Source organism: Pseudomonas sp. HK3, assembly GCF_052920985.1.
Genome location: NZ_JBREXD010000003.1, coordinates 500,534 through 520,160, shown reverse-complemented (window position 1 = coordinate 520,160; position 19,627 = coordinate 500,534). Strand labels below are relative to the sequence as shown.

General features: G+C 41.3%; 19 protein-coding genes and 2 pseudogenes. 15 read left to right on the top strand and 6 right to left on the bottom strand.

The genetic code is table 11. The annotated features are described in order from the left end of the window. The first annotated feature begins 264 nt into the window (after positions 1-264). The 4 genes from ACU6U9_RS17855 (at position 265) to ACU6U9_RS17840 (ending at position 3,059) form a co-directional block, all read left to right on the top strand. Positions 265-390, top strand: a complete 126-nt coding sequence (locus tag ACU6U9_RS17855) for a hypothetical protein (RefSeq protein ID WP_446736350.1) — start codon at positions 265-267, stop codon at positions 388-390. Continuing rightward, the gene (locus ACU6U9_RS17850; RefSeq protein ID WP_446736349.1) at positions 387-1,094 is read left to right on the top strand and encodes a DNA alkylation repair protein; all 708 of its coding nucleotides are present in this window, start codon (positions 387-389) and stop codon (positions 1,092-1,094) included. The genes ACU6U9_RS17855 and ACU6U9_RS17850 overlap by 4 nt, the downstream gene beginning before the upstream one ends. Positions 1,095-1,713: 619 nt before the next feature. Further along, positions 1,714-2,319: a LysE family translocator gene (locus tag ACU6U9_RS17845; protein WP_446736348.1), complete on the top strand. Its 606-nt coding sequence runs from the start codon at positions 1,714-1,716 to the stop codon at positions 2,317-2,319. A gap of 203 nt (positions 2,320-2,522) precedes the next feature. Continuing rightward, complete coding sequence (locus tag ACU6U9_RS17840) at positions 2,523-3,059, top strand: nucleotidyltransferase family protein (protein WP_446736347.1); 537 nt, start codon at positions 2,523-2,525, stop codon at positions 3,057-3,059. Positions 3,060-3,102: 43 nt separating this feature from the next. Here the strand turns inward: ACU6U9_RS17840 and ACU6U9_RS17835 are convergent. Beyond that, positions 3,103-3,309 (bottom strand): annotated as a pseudogene (locus ACU6U9_RS17835) (GNAT family N-acetyltransferase); the annotation flags it as partial. A 259-nt stretch (positions 3,310-3,568) separates the two neighbouring features. Between ACU6U9_RS17835 and ACU6U9_RS17830 the strand changes: the two are divergent. Further along, on the top strand, positions 3,569-3,997 hold the full coding sequence (locus ACU6U9_RS17830; RefSeq protein ID WP_446736346.1) for an organic hydroperoxide resistance protein: 429 nt from the start codon (positions 3,569-3,571) through the stop codon (positions 3,995-3,997). Between the two features lie 159 nt (positions 3,998-4,156). Next, positions 4,157-4,396, top strand: a complete 240-nt coding sequence (locus ACU6U9_RS17825; RefSeq protein ID WP_446736345.1) for a hypothetical protein — start codon at positions 4,157-4,159, stop codon at positions 4,394-4,396. Positions 4,397-4,480: 84 nt separating this feature from the next. On the opposite strand, the gene ACU6U9_RS17820 is transcribed toward ACU6U9_RS17825, so the two are convergent. Together ACU6U9_RS17820 and ACU6U9_RS17815 are read right to left on the bottom strand one after the other, a co-directional pair. Continuing rightward, positions 4,481-5,974, bottom strand: coding sequence for an aldehyde dehydrogenase (locus ACU6U9_RS17820; RefSeq protein ID WP_446736344.1), 1,494 nt, complete (start codon positions 5,972-5,974; stop codon positions 4,481-4,483). Positions 5,975-6,135: 161 nt separating this feature from the next. Beyond that, a complete protein-coding gene (locus ACU6U9_RS17815) occupies positions 6,136-7,053 on the bottom strand; it encodes a LysR family transcriptional regulator (RefSeq protein WP_446736343.1) in 918 nt (305 codons plus the stop codon). Between the two features lie 168 nt (positions 7,054-7,221). Here ACU6U9_RS17815 and ACU6U9_RS17810 point away from each other — a divergent pair, with 168 nt between their 5' ends. From ACU6U9_RS17810 to ACU6U9_RS17795, 4 genes and pseudogenes are all read left to right on the top strand, one after another. Next, a complete protein-coding gene (locus tag ACU6U9_RS17810) occupies positions 7,222-8,559 on the top strand; it encodes an aminotransferase class III-fold pyridoxal phosphate-dependent enzyme (protein ID WP_446736342.1) in 1,338 nt (445 codons plus the stop codon). A 227-nt stretch (positions 8,560-8,786) separates the two neighbouring features. Beyond that, a complete protein-coding gene (locus tag ACU6U9_RS17805; protein ID WP_446736341.1) occupies positions 8,787-10,277 on the top strand; it encodes a CoA-acylating methylmalonate-semialdehyde dehydrogenase in 1,491 nt (496 codons plus the stop codon). Positions 10,278-10,411: 134 nt separating this feature from the next. Next, positions 10,412-11,881 (top strand): annotated as a pseudogene (locus ACU6U9_RS17800) (HAMP domain-containing protein); the annotation flags it as partial. 144 nt (positions 11,882-12,025) lie between these two features. After that, the gene (locus ACU6U9_RS17795) at positions 12,026-12,742 is read left to right on the top strand and encodes a methyl-accepting chemotaxis protein (protein WP_446737194.1); all 717 of its coding nucleotides are present in this window, start codon (positions 12,026-12,028) and stop codon (positions 12,740-12,742) included. A gap of 451 nt (positions 12,743-13,193) precedes the next feature. Here the strand turns inward: ACU6U9_RS17795 and dld are convergent, their stop codons facing one another. The 3 genes from dld to ACU6U9_RS17780 are packed head-to-tail and all read right to left on the bottom strand — an operon-like array spanning position 13,194 to position 15,890. Beyond that, a complete protein-coding gene (dld, locus tag ACU6U9_RS17790) occupies positions 13,194-14,885 on the bottom strand; it encodes a D-lactate dehydrogenase (RefSeq protein WP_446736340.1) in 1,692 nt (563 codons plus the stop codon). Positions 14,886-14,907: 22 nt separating this feature from the next. After that, the gene (locus ACU6U9_RS17785) at positions 14,908-15,306 is read right to left on the bottom strand and encodes a ribbon-helix-helix domain-containing protein (protein ID WP_446736339.1); all 399 of its coding nucleotides are present in this window, start codon (positions 15,304-15,306) and stop codon (positions 14,908-14,910) included. 26 nt (positions 15,307-15,332) lie between these two features. Next, positions 15,333-15,890 carry a DJ-1/PfpI family protein gene (locus ACU6U9_RS17780; RefSeq protein ID WP_446736338.1) on the bottom strand — a complete coding sequence of 186 codons (558 nt, stop codon included), beginning with the start codon at positions 15,888-15,890 and terminating at the stop codon, positions 15,333-15,335. 470 nt (positions 15,891-16,360) lie between these two features. Between ACU6U9_RS17780 and ACU6U9_RS17775 the strand changes: the two genes are divergently transcribed. The 5 genes from ACU6U9_RS17775 to ACU6U9_RS17755 all read left to right on the top strand — a co-directional run bounded on the left by ACU6U9_RS17775 (position 16,361) and on the right by ACU6U9_RS17755 (position 19,619). Next, positions 16,361-16,588: a hypothetical protein gene (locus ACU6U9_RS17775; RefSeq protein WP_446736337.1), complete on the top strand. Its 228-nt coding sequence runs from the start codon at positions 16,361-16,363 to the stop codon at positions 16,586-16,588. 234 nt (positions 16,589-16,822) lie between these two features. After that, positions 16,823-17,137 (top strand): cupin domain-containing protein, encoded by a 315-nt coding sequence (locus ACU6U9_RS17770; protein ID WP_446736336.1) that lies wholly within the window; start codon positions 16,823-16,825, stop codon positions 17,135-17,137. Positions 17,138-17,589: 452 nt separating this feature from the next. Beyond that, entirely contained in the window at positions 17,590-18,111 is a 522-nt protein-coding gene (locus ACU6U9_RS17765) for a hypothetical protein (protein ID WP_446736335.1), read from the top strand. A gap of 233 nt (positions 18,112-18,344) precedes the next feature. Further along, positions 18,345-19,052 carry a hypothetical protein gene (locus ACU6U9_RS17760; protein WP_446736334.1) on the top strand — a complete coding sequence of 236 codons (708 nt, stop codon included), beginning with the start codon at positions 18,345-18,347 and terminating at the stop codon, positions 19,050-19,052. 84 nt (positions 19,053-19,136) lie between these two features. After that, entirely contained in the window at positions 19,137-19,619 is a 483-nt protein-coding gene (locus tag ACU6U9_RS17755) for a GNAT family N-acetyltransferase (protein WP_446736333.1), read from the top strand. The last annotated feature ends 8 nt before the right edge of the window (positions 19,620-19,627 follow it).

Here is a 19,627-nt window from a genome sequence, read left to right as displayed (position 1 = left end):
GTCTTTGTCGATTATTTTAGCCAATTATTTTTTGTCTCTTAAATGAGGTGTTAGCCATCAAGGAAAGTACTGTGCAATTTGATATAGATGTAGATTCAAAACATAAAGAACTCTTTTTAAACGCTAGGGAGTTTTTGCTCACATTTAGTCTTATTGAAACCAAAGAAAGAGCGAATCACAACATATTCTGATAAAAACGGTGGGATCTGTCATATGAGAACTATGCCGCATGGAATAGATATAGGCTTTTTAAAGGGCGCTCGAATGGAAGATCAGTTTGATGCTCTCACAGGCACAGGCAAAGTAATGCGAGTCCTTCCATTAACGTCAATAAACAAAGAAAAAATTGAGTACTACCTCAAGCAAGCACTGGCAATAAACGAAAAATGAAACTTGAAGACGTTATAAAAAGGCTTGAAGGGATGGCCGATCCTGAAAAGATAAGGTTAAAGCGTGAAAAATTCGGCATTAGTGCAAATAACTCCCTCGGTATTTATCATAAGGACTTAAAGGCAGTAGCCAAAGAGCTTGGGCAGGATAATGAGCTTGCGATTCAACTTTTTGAAACCGGTATTTATGAAGCTCGTATTTTGTGTAGTAAGATGTTCAAGCCTGCCGATATTACTGATGACTTAATGGAAGAATGGGTGAAAACATTTGAAAACTGGGAAATCTGCGATTCATTTTGTATGGGGCTGTTTGCTAAAAGTGTATTTGCACGGCAGAAAATACTTGAATGGACGTCAAGAGAGCCCGAATTTGAGAAGCGAGCAGGCTTTGTCATTATAGCCGCCTATTGTATGGCAGATAAGCATGCTGATAACGGCGTGTTTAGGCAATTTTTACCGCTAATTGAGAGAGAAGCAATAGACGACAGGCTTTATGTTAAAAAAGCCGTCAATTGGGCGCTTAGGAATATTGGCAAGAGAAACATTGACCTTAATGCTGAGGCAATCAATGTATCGAAAAAACTCTCTGGTTCTGAAAATAAGTCGGTAAAATGGATTGGTAACAATGCATTAAGAGAGCTTGAAAATAAGAATGTTAATATTCTTAGTTACCCTCGCACCGTATATCAAAAAAAGGCTAGCTAATCATTCAAAAAAAATGTAGTTGGTTTTCTCCTTTTTCATATATTTTAATCAGTTACTATTTGCTTCTTAGTGAAACGTTACATGTTCAATATATTACATGGAATCGCGCATAATGATTATTTGGCTTCTGGTTTTATTACTTTCTATTACTAGCTTGTTTGTACTTATATGGAAAAGAAACTGGAAGGTGTTTCTATTCTCTCTTTTGCCATTGATATATGCGATATTTGACGTCTATTTTGAATGTAGGTCTACGGGAAATCACTCAGAAGCGTGTGTGTGGGGGTATTTACGTTACATTTATGCTGCAGTAATTGGATGCACTTTTTATCTCCTGGTTACATTGTTTCAATCTATAAAATCAAAAATAACAACTAATAAAAATCAAATTAGAGCAGCACTTAGGTTTCGCTATACATTATAACTAAAAATATTATTTCCTTTGATCGGTGTTATGAATATAGTTAATGGATGCCATCATGAGGTTACAAATTGGTAGCAAGTTAGCAAGTTAGCAAGTTTAGGTGGCGGCGTAAAAAGCTAGGTACTAGCTAAAAACGTTAGTTATTATCGTAATTTTAAGTGAGGTGTGTAAGTGGATCTTATACAAGGTTTATTGTTGATTTCATCCATTCATTTGTTAGCAGCTGCATCGCCAGGGCCAGATTTTGTCTTGGTTACACAGCAAACGTTATCGTATGGAAAAAAGGCGGGGTTAATGTGCAGTATTGGAATCGCCTTAGGGCTTTCTATTCATATTGCATATTCTGCTTTTGGTTTGGCAGCCGTGATTGCAAGTTCATCAAGTACTCTTTGGGCAATCAAAATTTTAGGTGGTAGCTACCTTATTTACTTGGGCATTAAAGGTCTAAAATCTAAGCCCAGTAGTGAAATAGAAATGAGTGCAACAACTTTTATAAAGTATTCAGCGAAAAAAAGTATTGGCGCAGGCTTCCTATGTAATGCATTAAATCCTAAGGCTCCAATATACTTTGTGTCTCTGTTTACAGTGGTTTTATCACCTGAAATGCCTGCATATCAAATAGCTATTTATGGCGCATGGATTATGGTGCTTCAGTTTACATGGTTTTCGTTCTTGGTCAGTATGTTGTCGAGACCGTCAATTAACCTTCGTTTTAAAGAGTTTAGTCACTGGATAGACCGTGTTTTAGGCGGCGCAATGGTCGCACTTGGGATAAAAGTTATTGCTAGTCGCGCAAACTAACGGTTAACGAAGCGCTTAAACGAAAAATTAACAGTTGGCTAAATAGCTTGGTGATTATAGTTAATGATTAATCCGCTTAGGATGCAGATACTAGGATGGCACCGTTGATTAAATTATTAATAGATAAGCGAAATGACCATTACTCAATATTTAAATTTTTAGTTTAATGTATAGTTACTTAGAGCATTAGGCTCAGGGTGAGCATGGATAGAATCGTGAAACTGTGTGAATCAGATGAGTTTAGATTAAGCGCATTAGAGTGTGTCAGTTTACTTGATTTACCTGATTGTTATATCGCTGCTGGCTTTGTTCGTAATTTGGTTTGGGACGTTCTGCATGAGAAGTCGTCTATCACACCGTTAAACGATATTGATGTTATTTACTTTGATCTTAATGAGTCTAACCCTGATCAATATAAGAAATATGAAAATAAGCTAAATGTCATGTTGCCAAATATAAATTGGCAGGTGCGAAATCAGGCTTTTATGCATTTTCGAAATAATGATGCGCCCTATATAGACTCCCTTGATGCTATGAGTTATTGGCCAGAAAAAGAAACGGCAGTTGGTATTCGTCGATTAAAAGATGGAAGTTTAGAATGCGTTTCTGCATTTGGGTTTGATTCATTATTTAACCTTCAAATTACACATAATCCAAAACGGCTAAAGTCGATATTTGAAGAGCGTGTCAATTCAAAGGATTGGCTTGTAATATGGCCTCAGCTTAAAGTGACGTACTAATAGTAGGGGCTTCTTTTTTATTGCCTTGACTTTATTTTTGGTCTTACACATCAAGCTGATAACTATAAAATTCTAAGTCTCTTTTATAGCCTTCGCTTTCATAAAGCGTTTGTCCAATTACATTATCGTGTGCGGTTTCTAGGCATATAAATTTTGCACCAGAGTTTACGGCCAGTTTTTTTGCTTGCTGCATGAGTGCACGGCTGATTGATTTACCACGACCTTCTGGTGTTACAAATAGATCATATAGAACCCATCGTCTTGTAGCTCATTCCATGGGTTTGGTGATTGTTAGTCTTATATCCCATGTGCATTCATGGAATGGGATAGTCTATTCCTTATTGTGCTGGCTCGTCTTGAGCCCCCGTGGTTACTGCTCATAATGGGGGTCGGTATCACTAATCCATTAAATCTATGATAAATAAGAGTTGCCAAGTCTGCATAAAATTAATAGATTGTACGCAACTTAATTGTACTTAATATTAATTCGAAGAATCAGGAGAACAAAAATGACCTCTATTTATCACGTTGCCGCTAATGCTAAAGCTGGTCGTAATGGGCATGTTGCAACAGAAGATGATCAACTAACGCTAGAGCTGAGCTACCCTAAAGAAATGGGCGGCAGTGGTGCGGGTAATAACCCAGAGCAATTGTTTGCGGCCGGTTATGCGGCTTGTTTTTCTAATGCCATTCTTCATGTTGCGGCACAGAAAAAATTAAAAATTACAGAGGCCCCTGTTAGGGCTGATATCGGTATTGGGTCTCGTGAAGATGGTGGTTTTGCTCTTTCGGCCCAATTAGATGTGACGCTCGATCTTGAGCAGGACCAAGCACTTGAACTTGTGCGCACAGCACATCAAGTATGTCCTTATTCTCATGCCGTTAAAGGGAATATTGAGGTTGTTGTGAATGTAAATAATCAGTCAATTAACGGATGAGCAATATTATGGAAAAGTATTCATTGATAATCGGCCGCAGTTTAGTCGGCCTGTATTTCCTTGTACCTGGAATTATGAAGTTTGTTGCATGGGATATGCACATTGGACTAATGGAAAAACATGGGATGATCTTTGTGCCTGTATTGCTCGTGTTGGCAGGTGTCCACTCAGATAGCAGCCAGTGCTTGCATATTGGTTAATCGTTATGTGGCGCCTGCGGCTTTTTTGCTGGCACTGATGGTGGTTGCTATTAATGTCAACCTGCATGATTTTTGGAATTACACGGGTCAGGAGGGCGCGCATGAAATGCAAAACTTCATTAAAAATCTTGGAATATTGGGTGGGTTGCTGGTGTTAGCCGCTTACAACTTTAAATATCTTAATTATTTTAAGAAGTAACACTGCAAATATGTGATTTAAAAATGCAATAAAAAGGGGCTGTTAACTGTATTAACAGCCCCTTTTTTTTATGTGAGAATTAAATTAATTCAATTCAATCCAAGTGGTTTTCAACTCAGTGTAATCGTTCATGGCGTGTAACGATTTATCACGGCCGTTACCGGATTCTTTAAAGCCACCAAACGGTACAGTAATGTCACCGCCAAAGTAGTTGTTTACACCCATTGTGCCCGTGCGTACGCCTTTGGCTACCTTAAGGGCGGTGTTGATGTTATTGCTCCAAACCGCACCAGCTAGGCCGTAAGGTGAATCGTTTGCAATGCGAATGGCGTCGGCTTCGTCTTTAAATTTAATGACTGACATAACCGGACCAAAGATTTCTTCTTGGGCTATGCGCATGCTGTTATCAACGTCTGCAAAGATGGTGGCTTCGTGGTAAAAACCGCCTGTTTCACTTTGTGTGACTTTGCCGCCCAATACAAGGCGTGCGCCTTCTTCTTGACCGATGTTTACGTAACGTTGAATGTTTTCAAGTTGGCTTGGGTTAATGATGGCGCCCATGCGATTATTTAAATCTAATGGGTTACCTTCTTGCCATGTTTTAGCGTGTTCGACTACTTTCGCTAAAAACTCATCGTAAATACTTTCTTGAATTAACAAGCGGGTACCGGCGGTGCAGGTTTGACCACAGTTATAAAAACCGGCTACGGCGGCCATTTCGGCTGCGCTTTCTAAGTCAGCATCAGCAAATACAATGTTGGCACTCTTGCCGCCTAATTCTAAAAAGGTACGTTTAAGGTTTGATTGACCCGCATACTGCATTAGCAGTTTGCCCACGTTGGTTGAGCCAGTGAAGGTTTGGCCGTCGATATCTGGGTGCAAAGATAAATGCTTGCCTAAATGAATGCCGTCACCAGGTAGCACATTCAACACGCCGTCTGGCAAGCCCGCTTCGGTGGCCAGTTGCGCAATGCGCAATGCGGTCATTGGGGTTTTAGGGTCAGGCTTTAAAATAACCGAGTTACCGGTAGCGAGAGCAGGGGCCAGTTTCCAAGCGGTGGTTGAAAGTGGGAAGTTCCAAGGCACGATGGCCAATACCACGCCAAGTGGTAAGCGCTCAATCAACGCAATGGTGTTGTGGGCGGTTGGGGCGATTTCTTCGTACACTTTGTCGATGGCTTCTGCGGTCCAGCGAATAGTGTTGAGTGCGCTGGGTACATCAATATCAAAGGTGTCACTGATGGGTTTGCCCGCATCTAAGCTTTCAAGCAGGGCGATTTCAGCGTGGTTGTCTTCAATTAACTGTGCCCAACGTAATAGAATTTTTTTGCGCTCACCCGGTGCCATTTGTGACCATACGCCACTTTCAAATGTATCGCGGGCGTTTTTTACGGCGATGTCGGCATCTTCTGGTGAGCAGTCGGCCACTTGTGTAATCACCCGCCCGTTGGCTGGGTTGATTGTGGCTTCGGTTTTACCCGTTACAGAATCAATATTTTCACCATTAATGATGGCTTGGTTTGGGTACTGGGTGGTTTTTGCTAGCTCTTCCCAGTTGATGCTGTTCACGTCTGACATAATGAGTCTCGTATTGTCCGTTGACCGCTTAAAGGTTAACCCTTTTTGCAATGCGGCTTTTTTGTTGTTCTATCTTGCTGGTGCTGTTCGCCAGTGTCTATATAACTTGGTAGGTAGATGAATTCAGTTTAGTGCTTTTTATCTGTTTCGTTGTGGCTCTTTTAGGCTTTTTCTAATTCTTCTAAGTAAGCATCTAAAATCAAATTATTCATAGCCCCTTTACGGGTTATTGCTGAAAAATGTGTGTGAAATAATCGGCTGTGTTCGCCTATGGCGCGCAGCTTATCTTGTGCGACCCAACGTTCAGCAAAATGAGTAGGTAAAAAGCCCACAAAGCGGCCGGTTAATATTAAAAAGGCAATGCCTTCTCTGTCGCTGCTGGTGGCACCAATCTTCAACATGGTTTGCTGCTGTTTGATGTCAGCAGGTTGAGGGTAGTTGGGTAAAACGGCGTCGTATTGTGATAACGCGTGGTCACTGATTTGCTCTAATTCTTGATCGAATAATGGGTGTTGGTCAGAGCAATATAATAAAGACTTTTCTTTATAAAGCGGCACATAATTTAAGCCCGGTAGGGTGCGTAAATCGGGTACGACACCAATATGCAAATGGCCATCAAGCACGGCGGTTTCTATTTCACTGGGGGGCATCATACGGATATTAATGGTCACTTGAGGGGCACGATGTTTTAGCGTGTTAAGGGCTTGGGTGATGCGCATGTGGGGGATGGTGACCATGTTATCGGTAATGCCGATATTCAGGTCGCCTACTAAATCAGTATTGATGGCGTTGATTTGTGCTTTAAATGTTTCAAGACTGGTTAATAGCTGCAAAGCACTTTGGTAAACCTGTGAGCCTTGCTCTGTGACCGAGAAACCAGATCGACCACGCAGACACAGCTTCATATTTAGCAAAGACTCTAATTCGCTCATGGCTAAACTGATGGCAGGACGGCTGATATTAAGCTCGACCTCCGCAGGAGCAAAGCCGCCGGCTTCTACGACAACTTTGAAAACTCGCAACAATCGAATGTGGGCATCACCAATCTGGCGTGGCAGTAAGTTCTTGTTTTTACTCATAATATGAAAATTGATGGCTGTGTAATAAGGGTTATTGTTGAATAAGAACTTAGATAAGTAAATACTTAACTTAACTTTATAAATATAGGATTTATTAAACTATAGACAAAGATAATAATCGTTTTACAACTTAACTAACCTGAGTCATCTCGACGCTAGGAAACTGTGATGAGCGATAACAATAAATACGCCGGCTTAAGCCAAGAGCAGCTAGATAGCCATTGGATGCCATTTACGGGCAACCGCCAGTTTAAACAAGACCCACGCTTGATCGTAAGCGCCGAAGGCCGTTACTACACCGATGCCACAGGCCGCAAAGTGTTTGATGGTTTATCTGGGTTATGGACCTGCGGTGCAGGCCACAGCCGCCCAGAAATTACCGAAGCCATTGCCAAGCAAGCAAAAGAGCTAGACTACTCACCCGCGTTTCAGTTTGGTCACCCTAAATCGTTTGAATTAGCGCATCGTATGACACAGTTGATGCCTAACGGTTTGAATCGCGTGTTTTTTACGGGCTCAGGTTCTGAGTCAGTTGAAACAGCATTAAAGATTGCACGAGGTTATTGGCGTAAAAAAGGCCAACCCGCTAAGACCCGTTTTATCGGTCGTTCAAAGGGTTACCACGGTGTGAACTTTGGTGGTATTTCTGTTGGCGGTATTGCACCTAACCGTATGATATTCGGTCAGGGTATTGAGGCGGCTCATTTACCGCACACCATGTTAAGTGAAAATGTATTTTCAAAAGGCATGCCTGAAGAAGGTGCGTACCTTGCGGATGATCTTGAGCAAATGATTGCCGTTTATGATGCCTCAAACGTCGCCGCCGTGATTGTTGAGCCGGTTGCTGGTTCAGCAGGTGTGATTCCGCCACCAAAGGGTTACTTAAAACGCTTACGTGAACTATGCACGAAGCACGATATCTTATTGATTTTTGATGAAGTGATTACCGCATTTGGTCGTATGGGCGCGGATACTGGTGCAGAAGAGTTCGACGTGGTACCAGACATTATGACGGTGGCAAAACAGTTGACCAATGGTGTTATTCCAATGGGGGCGGTGATCGCCAAGCAAGAAATTTATGATACGTTTATGGAGCAGGGTGGCCCTGACTACATGTTAGAATTGCCACACGGTTATACCTATTCTGCTCACCCTGTTGCCTGTGCGGCGGGTTTAGCATCACTTGATATTTTAGAAAAAGAACAGCTACCACAGCGTGTTAAAACCATGTCTCCACAATTTGAAGAAATGCTACACGGTTTAAAAGGCACCAAACATATAACGGACATTCGTAACTATGGTTTTGCTGGCGCCATGACGGTCTCTGCAAAAGACGGTCAACCAGCATTGCGCCCATATGAGATTGCCATGAAGATGTGGGATAAAGGTTTTTATGTCCGTTACGGTGGCGACACCATTCAATTGGGTTTGCCGTTTACCACGGAGCTTGATGAGATTGATAGCTTAATAAATGCCCTTGGCGAAACATTTAACGAAGTGGATTGATTTTCTTAATTGGAATTTCAATCGGGCGCGGGGCACCCTCGTACAAATTTAAGAAAATATATTGTATCAAGGTGCCCCGCGCCCGATAGAAGAAACACAAAGTTGTAAGAGGGTGCCCCGCGCCCGACAAAAAAACAACAAAAGTAGGATGGGTTGGTAGCGAGTAATACGAGCGCGCAACCCATCAAATAAAAAACAGAATTTAATAATAGGTAAAGGATAAAAACATGAATGTAGTAGGTCATTTAATTAACGGCGAAATGGTAAACGACGCTGCCCGTACTCAAGACGTATTTAACCCAGCAACGGGTAAAGTTGAAAAACAAGTGGCGCTTGCATCAAAGCAAACTACCGAGCAGGCAATTGCCGCTGCACAAGCTGCGTACCCAGCATGGCGTAATACTCCGCCGATTAAACGCGCTCGCATCATGTTCCGCTTTAAAGAATTACTAGAAGCTAACGCCGATAAAATTTGTAAAATGATCGGTGAAGAGCACGGCAAAATTTCTCACGATGCCGCAGGTGAATTACAACGTGGTATCGAGAACGTTGAGTTTGCTTGTGGCGCGCCAGAGCTTTTAAAAGGCGAGCACAGCCGTAATGTGGGTCCTGGTATTGATTCTTGGAGTGAGTTTCAACCGCTAGGTGTGGTTGCGGGCATTACGCCGTTTAACTTTCCGGCTATGGTGCCAATGTGGATGTTCCCATTGGCTATCGTTTGCGGTAACACGTTTATACTTAAGCCATCTGAGCGTGATCCATCATCGACGTTATACATTGCGCAATTACTTCAAGAAGCGGGTTTGCCTGATGGCGTGATGAACGTTGTAAACGGTGACAAAGAAGCGGTTGACGTACTGTTAACAGACGTACGTGTTAAAGCGGTGAGCTTTGTGGGTTCAACCCCAATTGCGGAATATATTTACACAACAGCCAATGCAAACGGCAAACGCTGCCAAGCACTAGGCGGTGCAAAAAATCACGCGATTGTGATGCCAGATGCCGATATTGATAACGCGGTAAATCAATTGTTAGGCGCTGCGTTCGGTTCATCAGGTGAGCGCTGCATGGCGTTATCTGTTGCCGTTGCAGTGGGCGATAAAGCAGGTGATGCGCTTGTGAGCAAAATGAAAGAAGCGATGTCAGGTTTAACCGTCGGCGATCACACGAATGCGTCTAACGATTTTGGTCCTGTGATCACCGCAGCTCATAAAGAAAAAGTACAGGGCTATATTAGCAGCGCTGAAAAAGATGGTGCAAAAATTGTGGTGGATGGTCGTGATCCAAAAGTTGAAGGATATGAAGATGGTTTCTTCGTAGGCGCAACCTTGATCGACAACGTAACTGCTAATATGGACAGCTACGAAGCTGAAATTTTTGGCCCAGTATTGCAAGTAGTACGTGTTAAAACCATGGAAGAAGCCATGAAGCTGATCAACGATCACGAATACGGTAACGGTACGTGTATCTTTACCCGTGATGGCGAAGCGGCTCGTTATTTCTCTGATAATATTGAAGTGGGCATGGTGGGAATTAACGTACCGTTGCCAGTACCGGTTGCGTATCACAGCTTTGGTGGTTGGAAGCGTTCATTGTTTGGTGACTTGCATGCATACGGCCCAGACGGCGTACGTTTTTACACCAAGCGTAAAACCATTACTCAGCGTTGGCCTTCAAGTGGTGTGCGTGAGGGTGTGAGTATGTCTTTTCCTAGCTAGGAATTAGTCTAAAGTCGCCAGTGATCAATCGTGAGAAACCGCAGCCATGCTGCGGTTTTTTTATGTTTTTTAAGCCGCTTTTCTGCAGTCGTCTATGTTTTGTCTATAGTTAGAATACGTTGACGGGTAAATGTATGAATATTCAGAAAAAGCTTGTTTTTGGGGCCATGTTTATTGGCTTTGTCCCTATACTGATTGGGGCAAGTTACATCGGTTATAACGCCATTCATCAAGGTCAAAACTTGATACGCGAGCAAGTGCAGCAGCAGTTGATTTCGGTGCGTGAAATTACCGCTGAAAAAGTCGAGCACTATTTTTCGACCATTGAAAATCAAATACTAACCTTATCAAAGAGTCGTATGGTCATTGATGCCATGCAAGACTTTGAAGGTGTCTTTACCGCACATTCATGGGATGCAAAGTTAGACACTGAAGAAGTCGAAGCCAGTTTAAACCGTTATTATAAAGATGAGTTTGCTAAGCAATATAACGAATTGAATCCGTCTAAATCCGCCAATGTTCAACAACTTATTAGTGGCTTGTCAGCCGAAACCAAAGCGTTACAGTATTCGTTTATTAGTAATAACCCTAATCCGTTGGGTGCAAAAGATAAACTGTTGCACTCACCTAGCTTTACGCCTTACACAAAAATGCACGCGTATTATCATGAGTCATTGCATGACTTTTTGACTCGATTTGGTTTTTACGACATTTTTTTAGTGAGCGCTAAAACAGGCCATATTGTTTATAGCGTATATAAGGAGTTAGATTTTGCGACATCTTTAATTGATGGGCCTTATGCGCAATCTGGTATCGCGGATGTGTTTAAGCAAGTTAAAGACGCCAAAAGTGATACGGCAATTGCTTTAACTGATTTTTCGCCGTATTTACCATCCTATGAAGCCCCCGCGGCATTTATGGCCTCGCCAATATTTGAAAGTGGCGAGTTAGTGGGCGTGCTGATTTTTCAAATGCCAATTGATCGATTGAATCAAATAATGACTCACAAAGGGGAGTGGAACAATGTGGGGTTAGGGGACTCAGGGGAAACCTATTTAGTTGGGCAGGATTTTAATATGCGCAGCATGAGTCGTTTTTTACTCGAAGATAAAGATGCCTATGGCGAATTATTAGCAGGGATGGGTGTTGAGCCTAACCTGATAGCTAATATTATTGCCAAACACACAAGTGTTGGCTTACAGGCAGTGAAAACAAAGGGTACGCAGGCGGCCCTTAGTGGTAATACAGGGTATGAAGCGTTTCCTGACTATCGAGGTGTTCGAGTATTTAGTGCGTACAGGCCGATTAAAATAAAAGGTTTTACGTGGGCGCTTATGAGTGAGATTGACGAAGCAGAAGCTTTTCAGTTTTCGGATCAATTAAAAGATTCAATCATCACCACTTCGATCATTACGATTATTCTTGCACTGATGCTGGCGGGGGTACTGGGTTTACTGTTCTCGAAGTCGATTGTTGGCCCAATTAATCGTACGGTTAATATGCTTAAAAATATTGCCAAAGGCGATGGTGATTTAACTCAGCGGCTTGATGCTACTAATAAAGATGAAATGGGCCGGTTGGCCTATTGGTTTAATCATTTTATTGAGGATATTCAAAATTTAATTTCAGATTTAAATAATATTATTATTACATTATCTGAATCATCTTCATCGTTTAAAAATGATGCATCAGCGACAGAAAAAGCCATTGACCAGCAAAATACATTAACGCGTTCGATTTCAGAATTAATGAATAACTTACAAGGTATTGTTGATGAAATAGCGCAAAGCAGTTCAGATACATCTGAGCTGGCGATTAAAACATCAGATGCGTCATCAACGGGCTTGAAAACGGTTCATGCGTGTACCACTGCTATCGAAACGCTTTCAAAAGATATTCAGCAAATGGTATCGAGCATTGATTCATTGAATCAAAGCAGTAAGCAAGTTGGCGAAGTGGTTACGGTAATACAATCCATTGCAGAGCAAACCAACTTACTGGCACTTAATGCGGCTATCGAAGCAGCAAGGGCAGGTGAAAGCGGACGCGGATTTGCAGTGGTGGCAGATGAAGTCAGAAACTTAGCGCAACGTACTCAAGAATCAACGCTTGAAATCAGCGAGTCCATCAACTTTATTACAGAAGGCATCAGTAAAGCTGTAGATCTCGCCTCTCATTCTCATGAAAGCGTACAGTCTGGTTTAAATAGCGCACAAGAGGCTGAGCATACATTTAAGTTGATTAATGAGTCTGTGGGTGAGATTCGTGAAAATGGTCAACGTATGGTTGGCGCGGCTAAAAATCAAGAGACCGCAGCACGAGAAGTGAACACAGGCGTTCAATCTATCGAGAACGGCGCACAAGGCACCACTCAGCTAATAAAAGGCGTTGCTGTGCGCAGTGTCGAACTAGAGTCACTTAGTAAAAACTTAAACGGCATGGTTGGGCGGTATAAAACCAAGTAGTAGATTGGGCCGTCATTAATAGGTGAATATTTATTAGTATTGTAGGTCGGGCACGGCCCGACGCAGAAGATAAATGGTGGGCAGTGCCCACCCTACATAGCAATCTGGTGTTTTTAAAGGTATGTATGTAGGGGGTTAAGAGTAAATAGAGCATAAATTTTATAAAAAAAACGAAACAATAAAGAATTCATATTTTGTAGGTCGGGCATTGCCCGATGTAGAAAAGAAATGTTGGGCAGTGCCCACCCTACATAGCAATCCGGTGTTTTTAAAGGTATGTATATAGGGGGAGTTAAGAGTAAATAGAGCATAAATTTTATAACAAAAACGAAACAATAAAAAATTCATGCCTTGTAGGTCGGGCACTGCCCGACGAAAAATACGGCCGTGAAATTCATGCCCTAGATGAAGGTGTTTACTCAATAACCATAAATGTTATTAATTTAATCACTTACTGTTCATCATAATTTACCTGTTTAGACATGCCGCCAATCCCTGCATTGAGTGTATTGGTTGGGTCTAGGTTTTTGTAGTTATCGGCTAACGCAGGCTTGGCATGATAGTGGTGTCCTACATTATGCTCGGCAGGGTATTCAGCACCGCGTTTTTCAAGAAGCGCTAGCAACTCCTTTTTGATGTCTGCAGCATTTTCCCCTTTACGCACTAAATAATCTTGATGAAATACATGGCATAAAAAGTGACCATAATAAAGTTTGTTAACTAACTTACTGTTTAGTTCTTTTGGTAGGGTTTCAAACCAATCGGTATCATTACGTTTTAATGCAATATCAAGCGCTACGATTGATTCTACTTCTTGATGATTGATCGCTGCATATTGAACCGCTGCACCCGCGGCGGCAAATCGTAATAAATAGGCAGATTTTGCATCGGCTTCATTGCATGTGAAATAATTTAAACCATGTAGCTCTTTTATTTCCGCCAGTAGTGAATCGGTCTCTTCTTTTGCGTGACTCTTTACGGTTAAAATCAAATGATGCTCATACTCTTCATTCCATTTGTGCAGTTTTCTTGGGGTTTGACTGGGGAATAGTTTGGCTAATGTATAAACGGCCTTGTCTACTAAACCTTGCTTTAAAAAAGGAAAGCGGCCACATAATGAATCTAATTGGCGCTTAATGTTAAAGAATGTTGGCAACCAATTTGTGCCTAAAAATTTGATGAGCAATACGGTATCGCGGCCATAGTCATCGGCTAGTGTAAAAATATCGCGATGCAGGTACTCGGCGTAAACAGGTAAGCTGGTCGCTTTTTCAAGCAATGATAGTCTAACGGCTTGCAATGCTGACGTGGCATTGGTGCCTAAATAATAAGTATGCTCTTTATTATTTTTTACAAAGGTATCCACTCGCACAGCAAATACAGCTAATTTACCGGCACAGCCACTGGCTTTATGTAAACGCCTAGGATCTGCGTTAAAGCGTGCAGGGCTATCGTCCGTTGTTTTACGAACCCAATTTGTATATTCACGGTCTGAGGCCAGTTTGTTTGTGGTTTTTATATCGCTTAATGAATAGGCTTTGTTTTGCAGATTGGTCAAAATGTCTTTCGGTGTATCGCCCAGTGTAATGTCCAGTTCATTGATTAAATGTAATGTACCATCACTATTAATTTGAGCGTACAGTGCTAGCTCGGTGTAGGCTGGGCCGCGTTCAACCAATGCGCCACCTGAGTTATTGCATATACCACCCACAATAGATGCGCCAATACAGGATGAACCAATCACAGAATGTGGTACGCGCCCATAAGGTGCCAACGTTTTTTCTAAAGAAAACAAACTGGCCCCAGGAAAAGCAACGATCTGATCTTGCGACGCTAAAACATGAATGTCGTTAATGCGCGTGGTATTAATGATTACAGTGTCTCTGTCGCAGTCTTGGGTTGGCGTTGAGCCACCGGTTAGCCCAGTGTTAGCCGCTTGCATTATAACAATCACATTTGCGTTTACGCAGGCCTCTAATAGTTGCCATTGCTGCCAAAGGGTTGCAGGTTTAACAACGGCAAGGGCTGGGCCTTGCCCTTCACGAAAAGCTTTTCGAAAAGGCGCGGTTGCTCGTTCACTGGTCAGTACATAGCGTGAACCAACAATTTTTTTAAAGCGTGAAATGAGTGACCTGTGCGACATTATTTTATTAAACCTGCGCCGACTAGTTAATAGAAGGCTTATCGTTTGGCGAACTAAAAAGGATTTTGCGTTGACGGTTTCGTAGCTGTTCTTGCTCTATGATATTGGGTGCATCCATATCACCCAGCGGCAAGTTATCTTCCCGGGTGAGGTTGCCATCTGCCACTAATGATAAATAGCGTGAACAGCAGACTCTTAAAAAAGAGGTGAAGTTGCTAATGTCATGATCCGCATCGAGAGATTCAAGGTACAGTTTGGTAATCATTTGATTTACGGTCATTTGATCGCGAAAGGCTATTTCTTCTAGCGTATCCCAAAAGAACTCTTCTAATCGAATAGAGGTAACCACACCATCGATGCGAAGAGACTTGGTGCGATAGGTCCATAAATGGCTATCGGCACTAATAAAAAGCTGACACATAAAAATGCTCTCGATGTTAATGAAACTTACAACAATGCCACAAATTGTTTCAACATGGCAGGATGAGCTGGCCATGCAGGGGCGGTTACCAATTTGCCATCAGTGATTGCGCCATCCATTGGTAATTCAATATACTGTGCACCCGCCATGACCATTTCTGGTTGGCAAGCCGGATAAGCCGATACTTTTTTACCGTCAATGACACCGGCAGCGCTGAGCATTTGAGGGCCGTGACAAATGGAGGCAATGGGTTTTTCACGTAGTGCAAAATACTGAATAATTTCAATAACCTTTGCATTTAAGCGCAGGTATTCAGGCGCACGGCCACCGGGCAAATAAAGGCCATCATAATCTTCGATATTAATATCAGCAAAAGAGGCGTTAAGTACAAAATTATGCCCGCGCTTTTCGGTATAGGTTTGGTCGCCTTCAAAATCATGGATTGACGTGGCAATTAAATCGCCAGCAACTTTGTCAGGGCAAACCGCATCCACTTCATGGCCCATGGCTAATAGCGCTTGAAAGGGCACCATATTTTCATAGTCTTCAACAAAATCACCTGTGATCATGAGTACTTTAGCCATTATAAAATCCCTATCGATATTTGTATGTGTTTGCATCTCATAGATGAGTGCGTGATTGAATGGTTATTGGATCATGAAAGGCAATTGCCTAGGTAATATGGCAATACTACATTTTCATCATCGAGGCTTAGAAGCCTACTTTTATGAGGGTTGATGGGGCCTTATGCATAGACTTACTCTAATTTAAGTACGTCAAAGACATTAAAATAAAGGATAAAAAGTACTTGGTTTAATCTGGCGAATGTCTTAAACATATCCTAAGTTTAAGTATTGGCTAAAAGACAAAAATAAATAATGATCCTCATTTTTTTAATGACAATCAAAGTCTTTGATTTCATCGAGTTAATAGATGATTTTAGATTCAAAAATCATTAAATATTAGTAGCTTAGAGGATTTAGGTGGGTATCTTAAGCTTCGCAAAACGAACGTGAATATAATCCATATGTAATGTTAAAAAGGTGGAAAGATTATGACCATTAAATCAAAAGACGATATGGGTGTATGTGCAGAGTGCCCAAATTGCCATGCAGTTATCATGCATGGATTTCAAGTCTGCCAAGAGTGCGGGCATCTTGTCAGTGCTGAAGACCAGCAGACACTCAAAGATAGCCTAAAGAATAATGTTGTTTCTTTTATGATCGTTGCTGTTTTTTGCATTGCTTTGATTATCTACGTTGCCAATATTTATACAGCCTAAATATGTGATTATCACAGCATTTAAACACCGTACACTAATATTGTGTAGTGCAATGCTACTGGATGGCAACTGTTGTTTTATGTGCTTTTTAGAGAATCAATGTCGAGTCATCGTACAATATATGTAGGCTTTGGTCTTGCATTGTTAGGGCGCAATAAATAGACATTTTTTTGTTGTTGAAGCACTATCGCTAGACATTTCTGGGTTGTAATTGTTTAAAGGAGTAAACAGTCAGTGTCAGGTAAGTACCCTAGTAGGATTAAAGCACTTCCATTATACGATGGCCGTTTTGATGCTTACAAATTAGAAGCAAAAGACAGTGATGTATTGTTTGCATCCTATCCAGCAGGAACCATAATCCCACCTCATACACACGATACCGATAATCATGGCGTGATTACTCGTGGGGAATTAATTTTAACAATGCATGGTGCTGAAACTCGGGTCAGTGTTGGTGAATGGTACCATGTGCCGGCTAACACTGTGCACGCTGCCGCATTTGAGGTTGAAACCGATGAGGTCGAATTTTGGTTTCGTTATACGGAATGACGAATATTCAAAATTAATGATTCAGACATACATAATGTCCTGACTTAGATGTTGCTTTTACAATAGAGCAGTTTAAAGAAAGGTGGCTTGAGTGTGTTTTTTGCTTGGAGAGTCAAGCAAGTATAATAAGTAAGTAATAAATATAGTATTACATGGGCATGTCTTGTTGTTGAAAAATGCGACTGCATAATGTTTTTTTTATAAATAGAACCCGTGCCGTATCGAGAGAGAAAAACCTATTATTGAAAATTTCACCCAGTTTTCGATTGACATAGATTAATCCATCAAGCTGCATAAAAGTATGAATATAAATCTTACACATCAAGTCGCTCGAATTATCATCGATCCATAGGAATGGTGGGATTTTGATGCGTCTTTAATTTGTCAAACCCGCCCAAGAGGCGGGTTTTTTATTGCTGCCTCATGGGGTTTTCTCAATTAATGGAGGTATTATGAAAAAAATAGCTGTTTTTGGTAAGCCCGGTAGTGGTAAATCAACCTTAAGCAAAAACTTGGCATTAGCGACAGGTATACAATTGCATCAACTGGACTCAATTGTATATGAGAAGAATGGCGATCTGGTCGATCGAAAGACATATGATAGTAAGCACGAAAATATACTGTCGTTTGATAGCTGGATCATCGATGGTTTCGGGCCAATGGCATCCTTCAATAAACGGTTGGATGTGGCTGATACATTAATCTATATAGACTTACCTTATGTTGTCAGTTATTGGTTAGTGACAAAGCGACTTCTAAAAGGTTTGTTTGTTAAACCGGAAGGCTGGCCAGATGGCAGTTCAGTTTTTAAGGGAACACTTGAAAGTTACAAAATATTAAGGCTTTGCCCGAAGTTTTGGGATGATAATTTTTTACAAAAACTAGAAGAAATGTCGGTGGGGAAATCGTTGTATGTTATTCGGTCAGTGTCGGAATTAAATGGCTTTGTGCAATCTAACGTAAAACCTAATTAATATAGCGATAATAGTACGCTCTACTTCAAAAACCAGAGTGCTAAAGCGAAGTGCTGTGAGGCATGCCTATATGATGTGTGGAGCCTTGCTGCTAAAAATTTACAACCATTTTTATATTGTTTCATACTGCTTACATTGTATTCTGGTTAATTATATTGTATTTCTATCTGTCTAAATGTTTCAGTGTAAGTGAACGTTTAACCTGAAATCCACACTTAACTTAAGGAAAAGTTATGTCTGCACCAGCGTATCCACACGGTGAGTTTATTAAATTGTATGATAGCGTCTATTTGTTACGTGGCAGTATAAAAATGGGCCCAGGTATGCGGATGAATCGCAACATGGTTGTGCTAAAAGAGAACGATGTACTGACACTTATTAATCCTGTTCGCATGAATGAGCAGGGCCTTGTTTCTCTTGATGCATTAGGCCTAGTGAAGCGTATAGTAAGACTTGGCGATTTTCATGGTTTGGACGATGCGTTTTATCTAGCCCGCTATGAATGTGAGTTTTGGGCACAAGAAGGTCAGGGTACCTATCATTCTCCTACTCCCTCGACGATCATAACCCCTTCAACATTGAGTCCTGTTAATGACTCTGAATTTTTCATATTTAATTCAGCTAAATATCCAGAAGCGGCGTTGCTGATGCACAAACACAAGTTGCTCATTACCACTGATAGTATTCAATACCACAGTGATTGGCTTTATTTTACATGGTTTACTAAGCAAGTATTTAAGTTGCTGGGCTTTAAGGTAGGCATAAATATAGGTGGGCCATGGCTTAAACGAGTGACGCCTAAAGGTGCGACTCTTGAAAATTATTTTAGGCAACTGTTAGCTCTAAAGTTTGATGCAGTGGTTGCGGCACATGGCTCGCATATGCCGTCGGGTGCGAAAGAGGCACTTCGAATGGAGTTGGCTCAAGTTTTAAAGTGGTAAGTGAATGCACACCACTTACTTTATTAATGTGAATGGTGTGTGAATTAGCAATATACTTTAGTTAAATGAGAATTTGAGATTTATATGTCTATCGAATTAGTAGTGGCGGATTATCTAAACGACAATCATGCAGCGGATATCGTTTACTTATTGAATGACTATGCGCAAGACCCAATGGGTGGTGGTGAGCCATTAACAGAAGCGGTATGTGAAAATTTGCCAGCGCAATTATCTAAGTTGCCACATGCGTTTAGTATTATTTGTTATGCAGATGAGAAACCGGCTGGTTTGGTTAATTGTTTCATGGGGTTTTCAACGTTTAAGTGTAAGCCGTTAATCAATATACATGACTTAACCGTTGTTAAAGCATTTAGAGGGCGAGGTATCAGTCAAGCATTGTTGACTAAAGTCGAAGAGCAAGCAACGTTAAAAGGCTGCTGCAAAGTTACCCTTGAAGTATTAGAGGGTAATGAAGCTGCGCGTCGCTCGTATCTAAAATTCGGTTTTGATGGTTATGAGCTAAACCCTAAAATGGGCAAAGCCATGTTTTGGCAGAAAATAATTTAACTTTTACA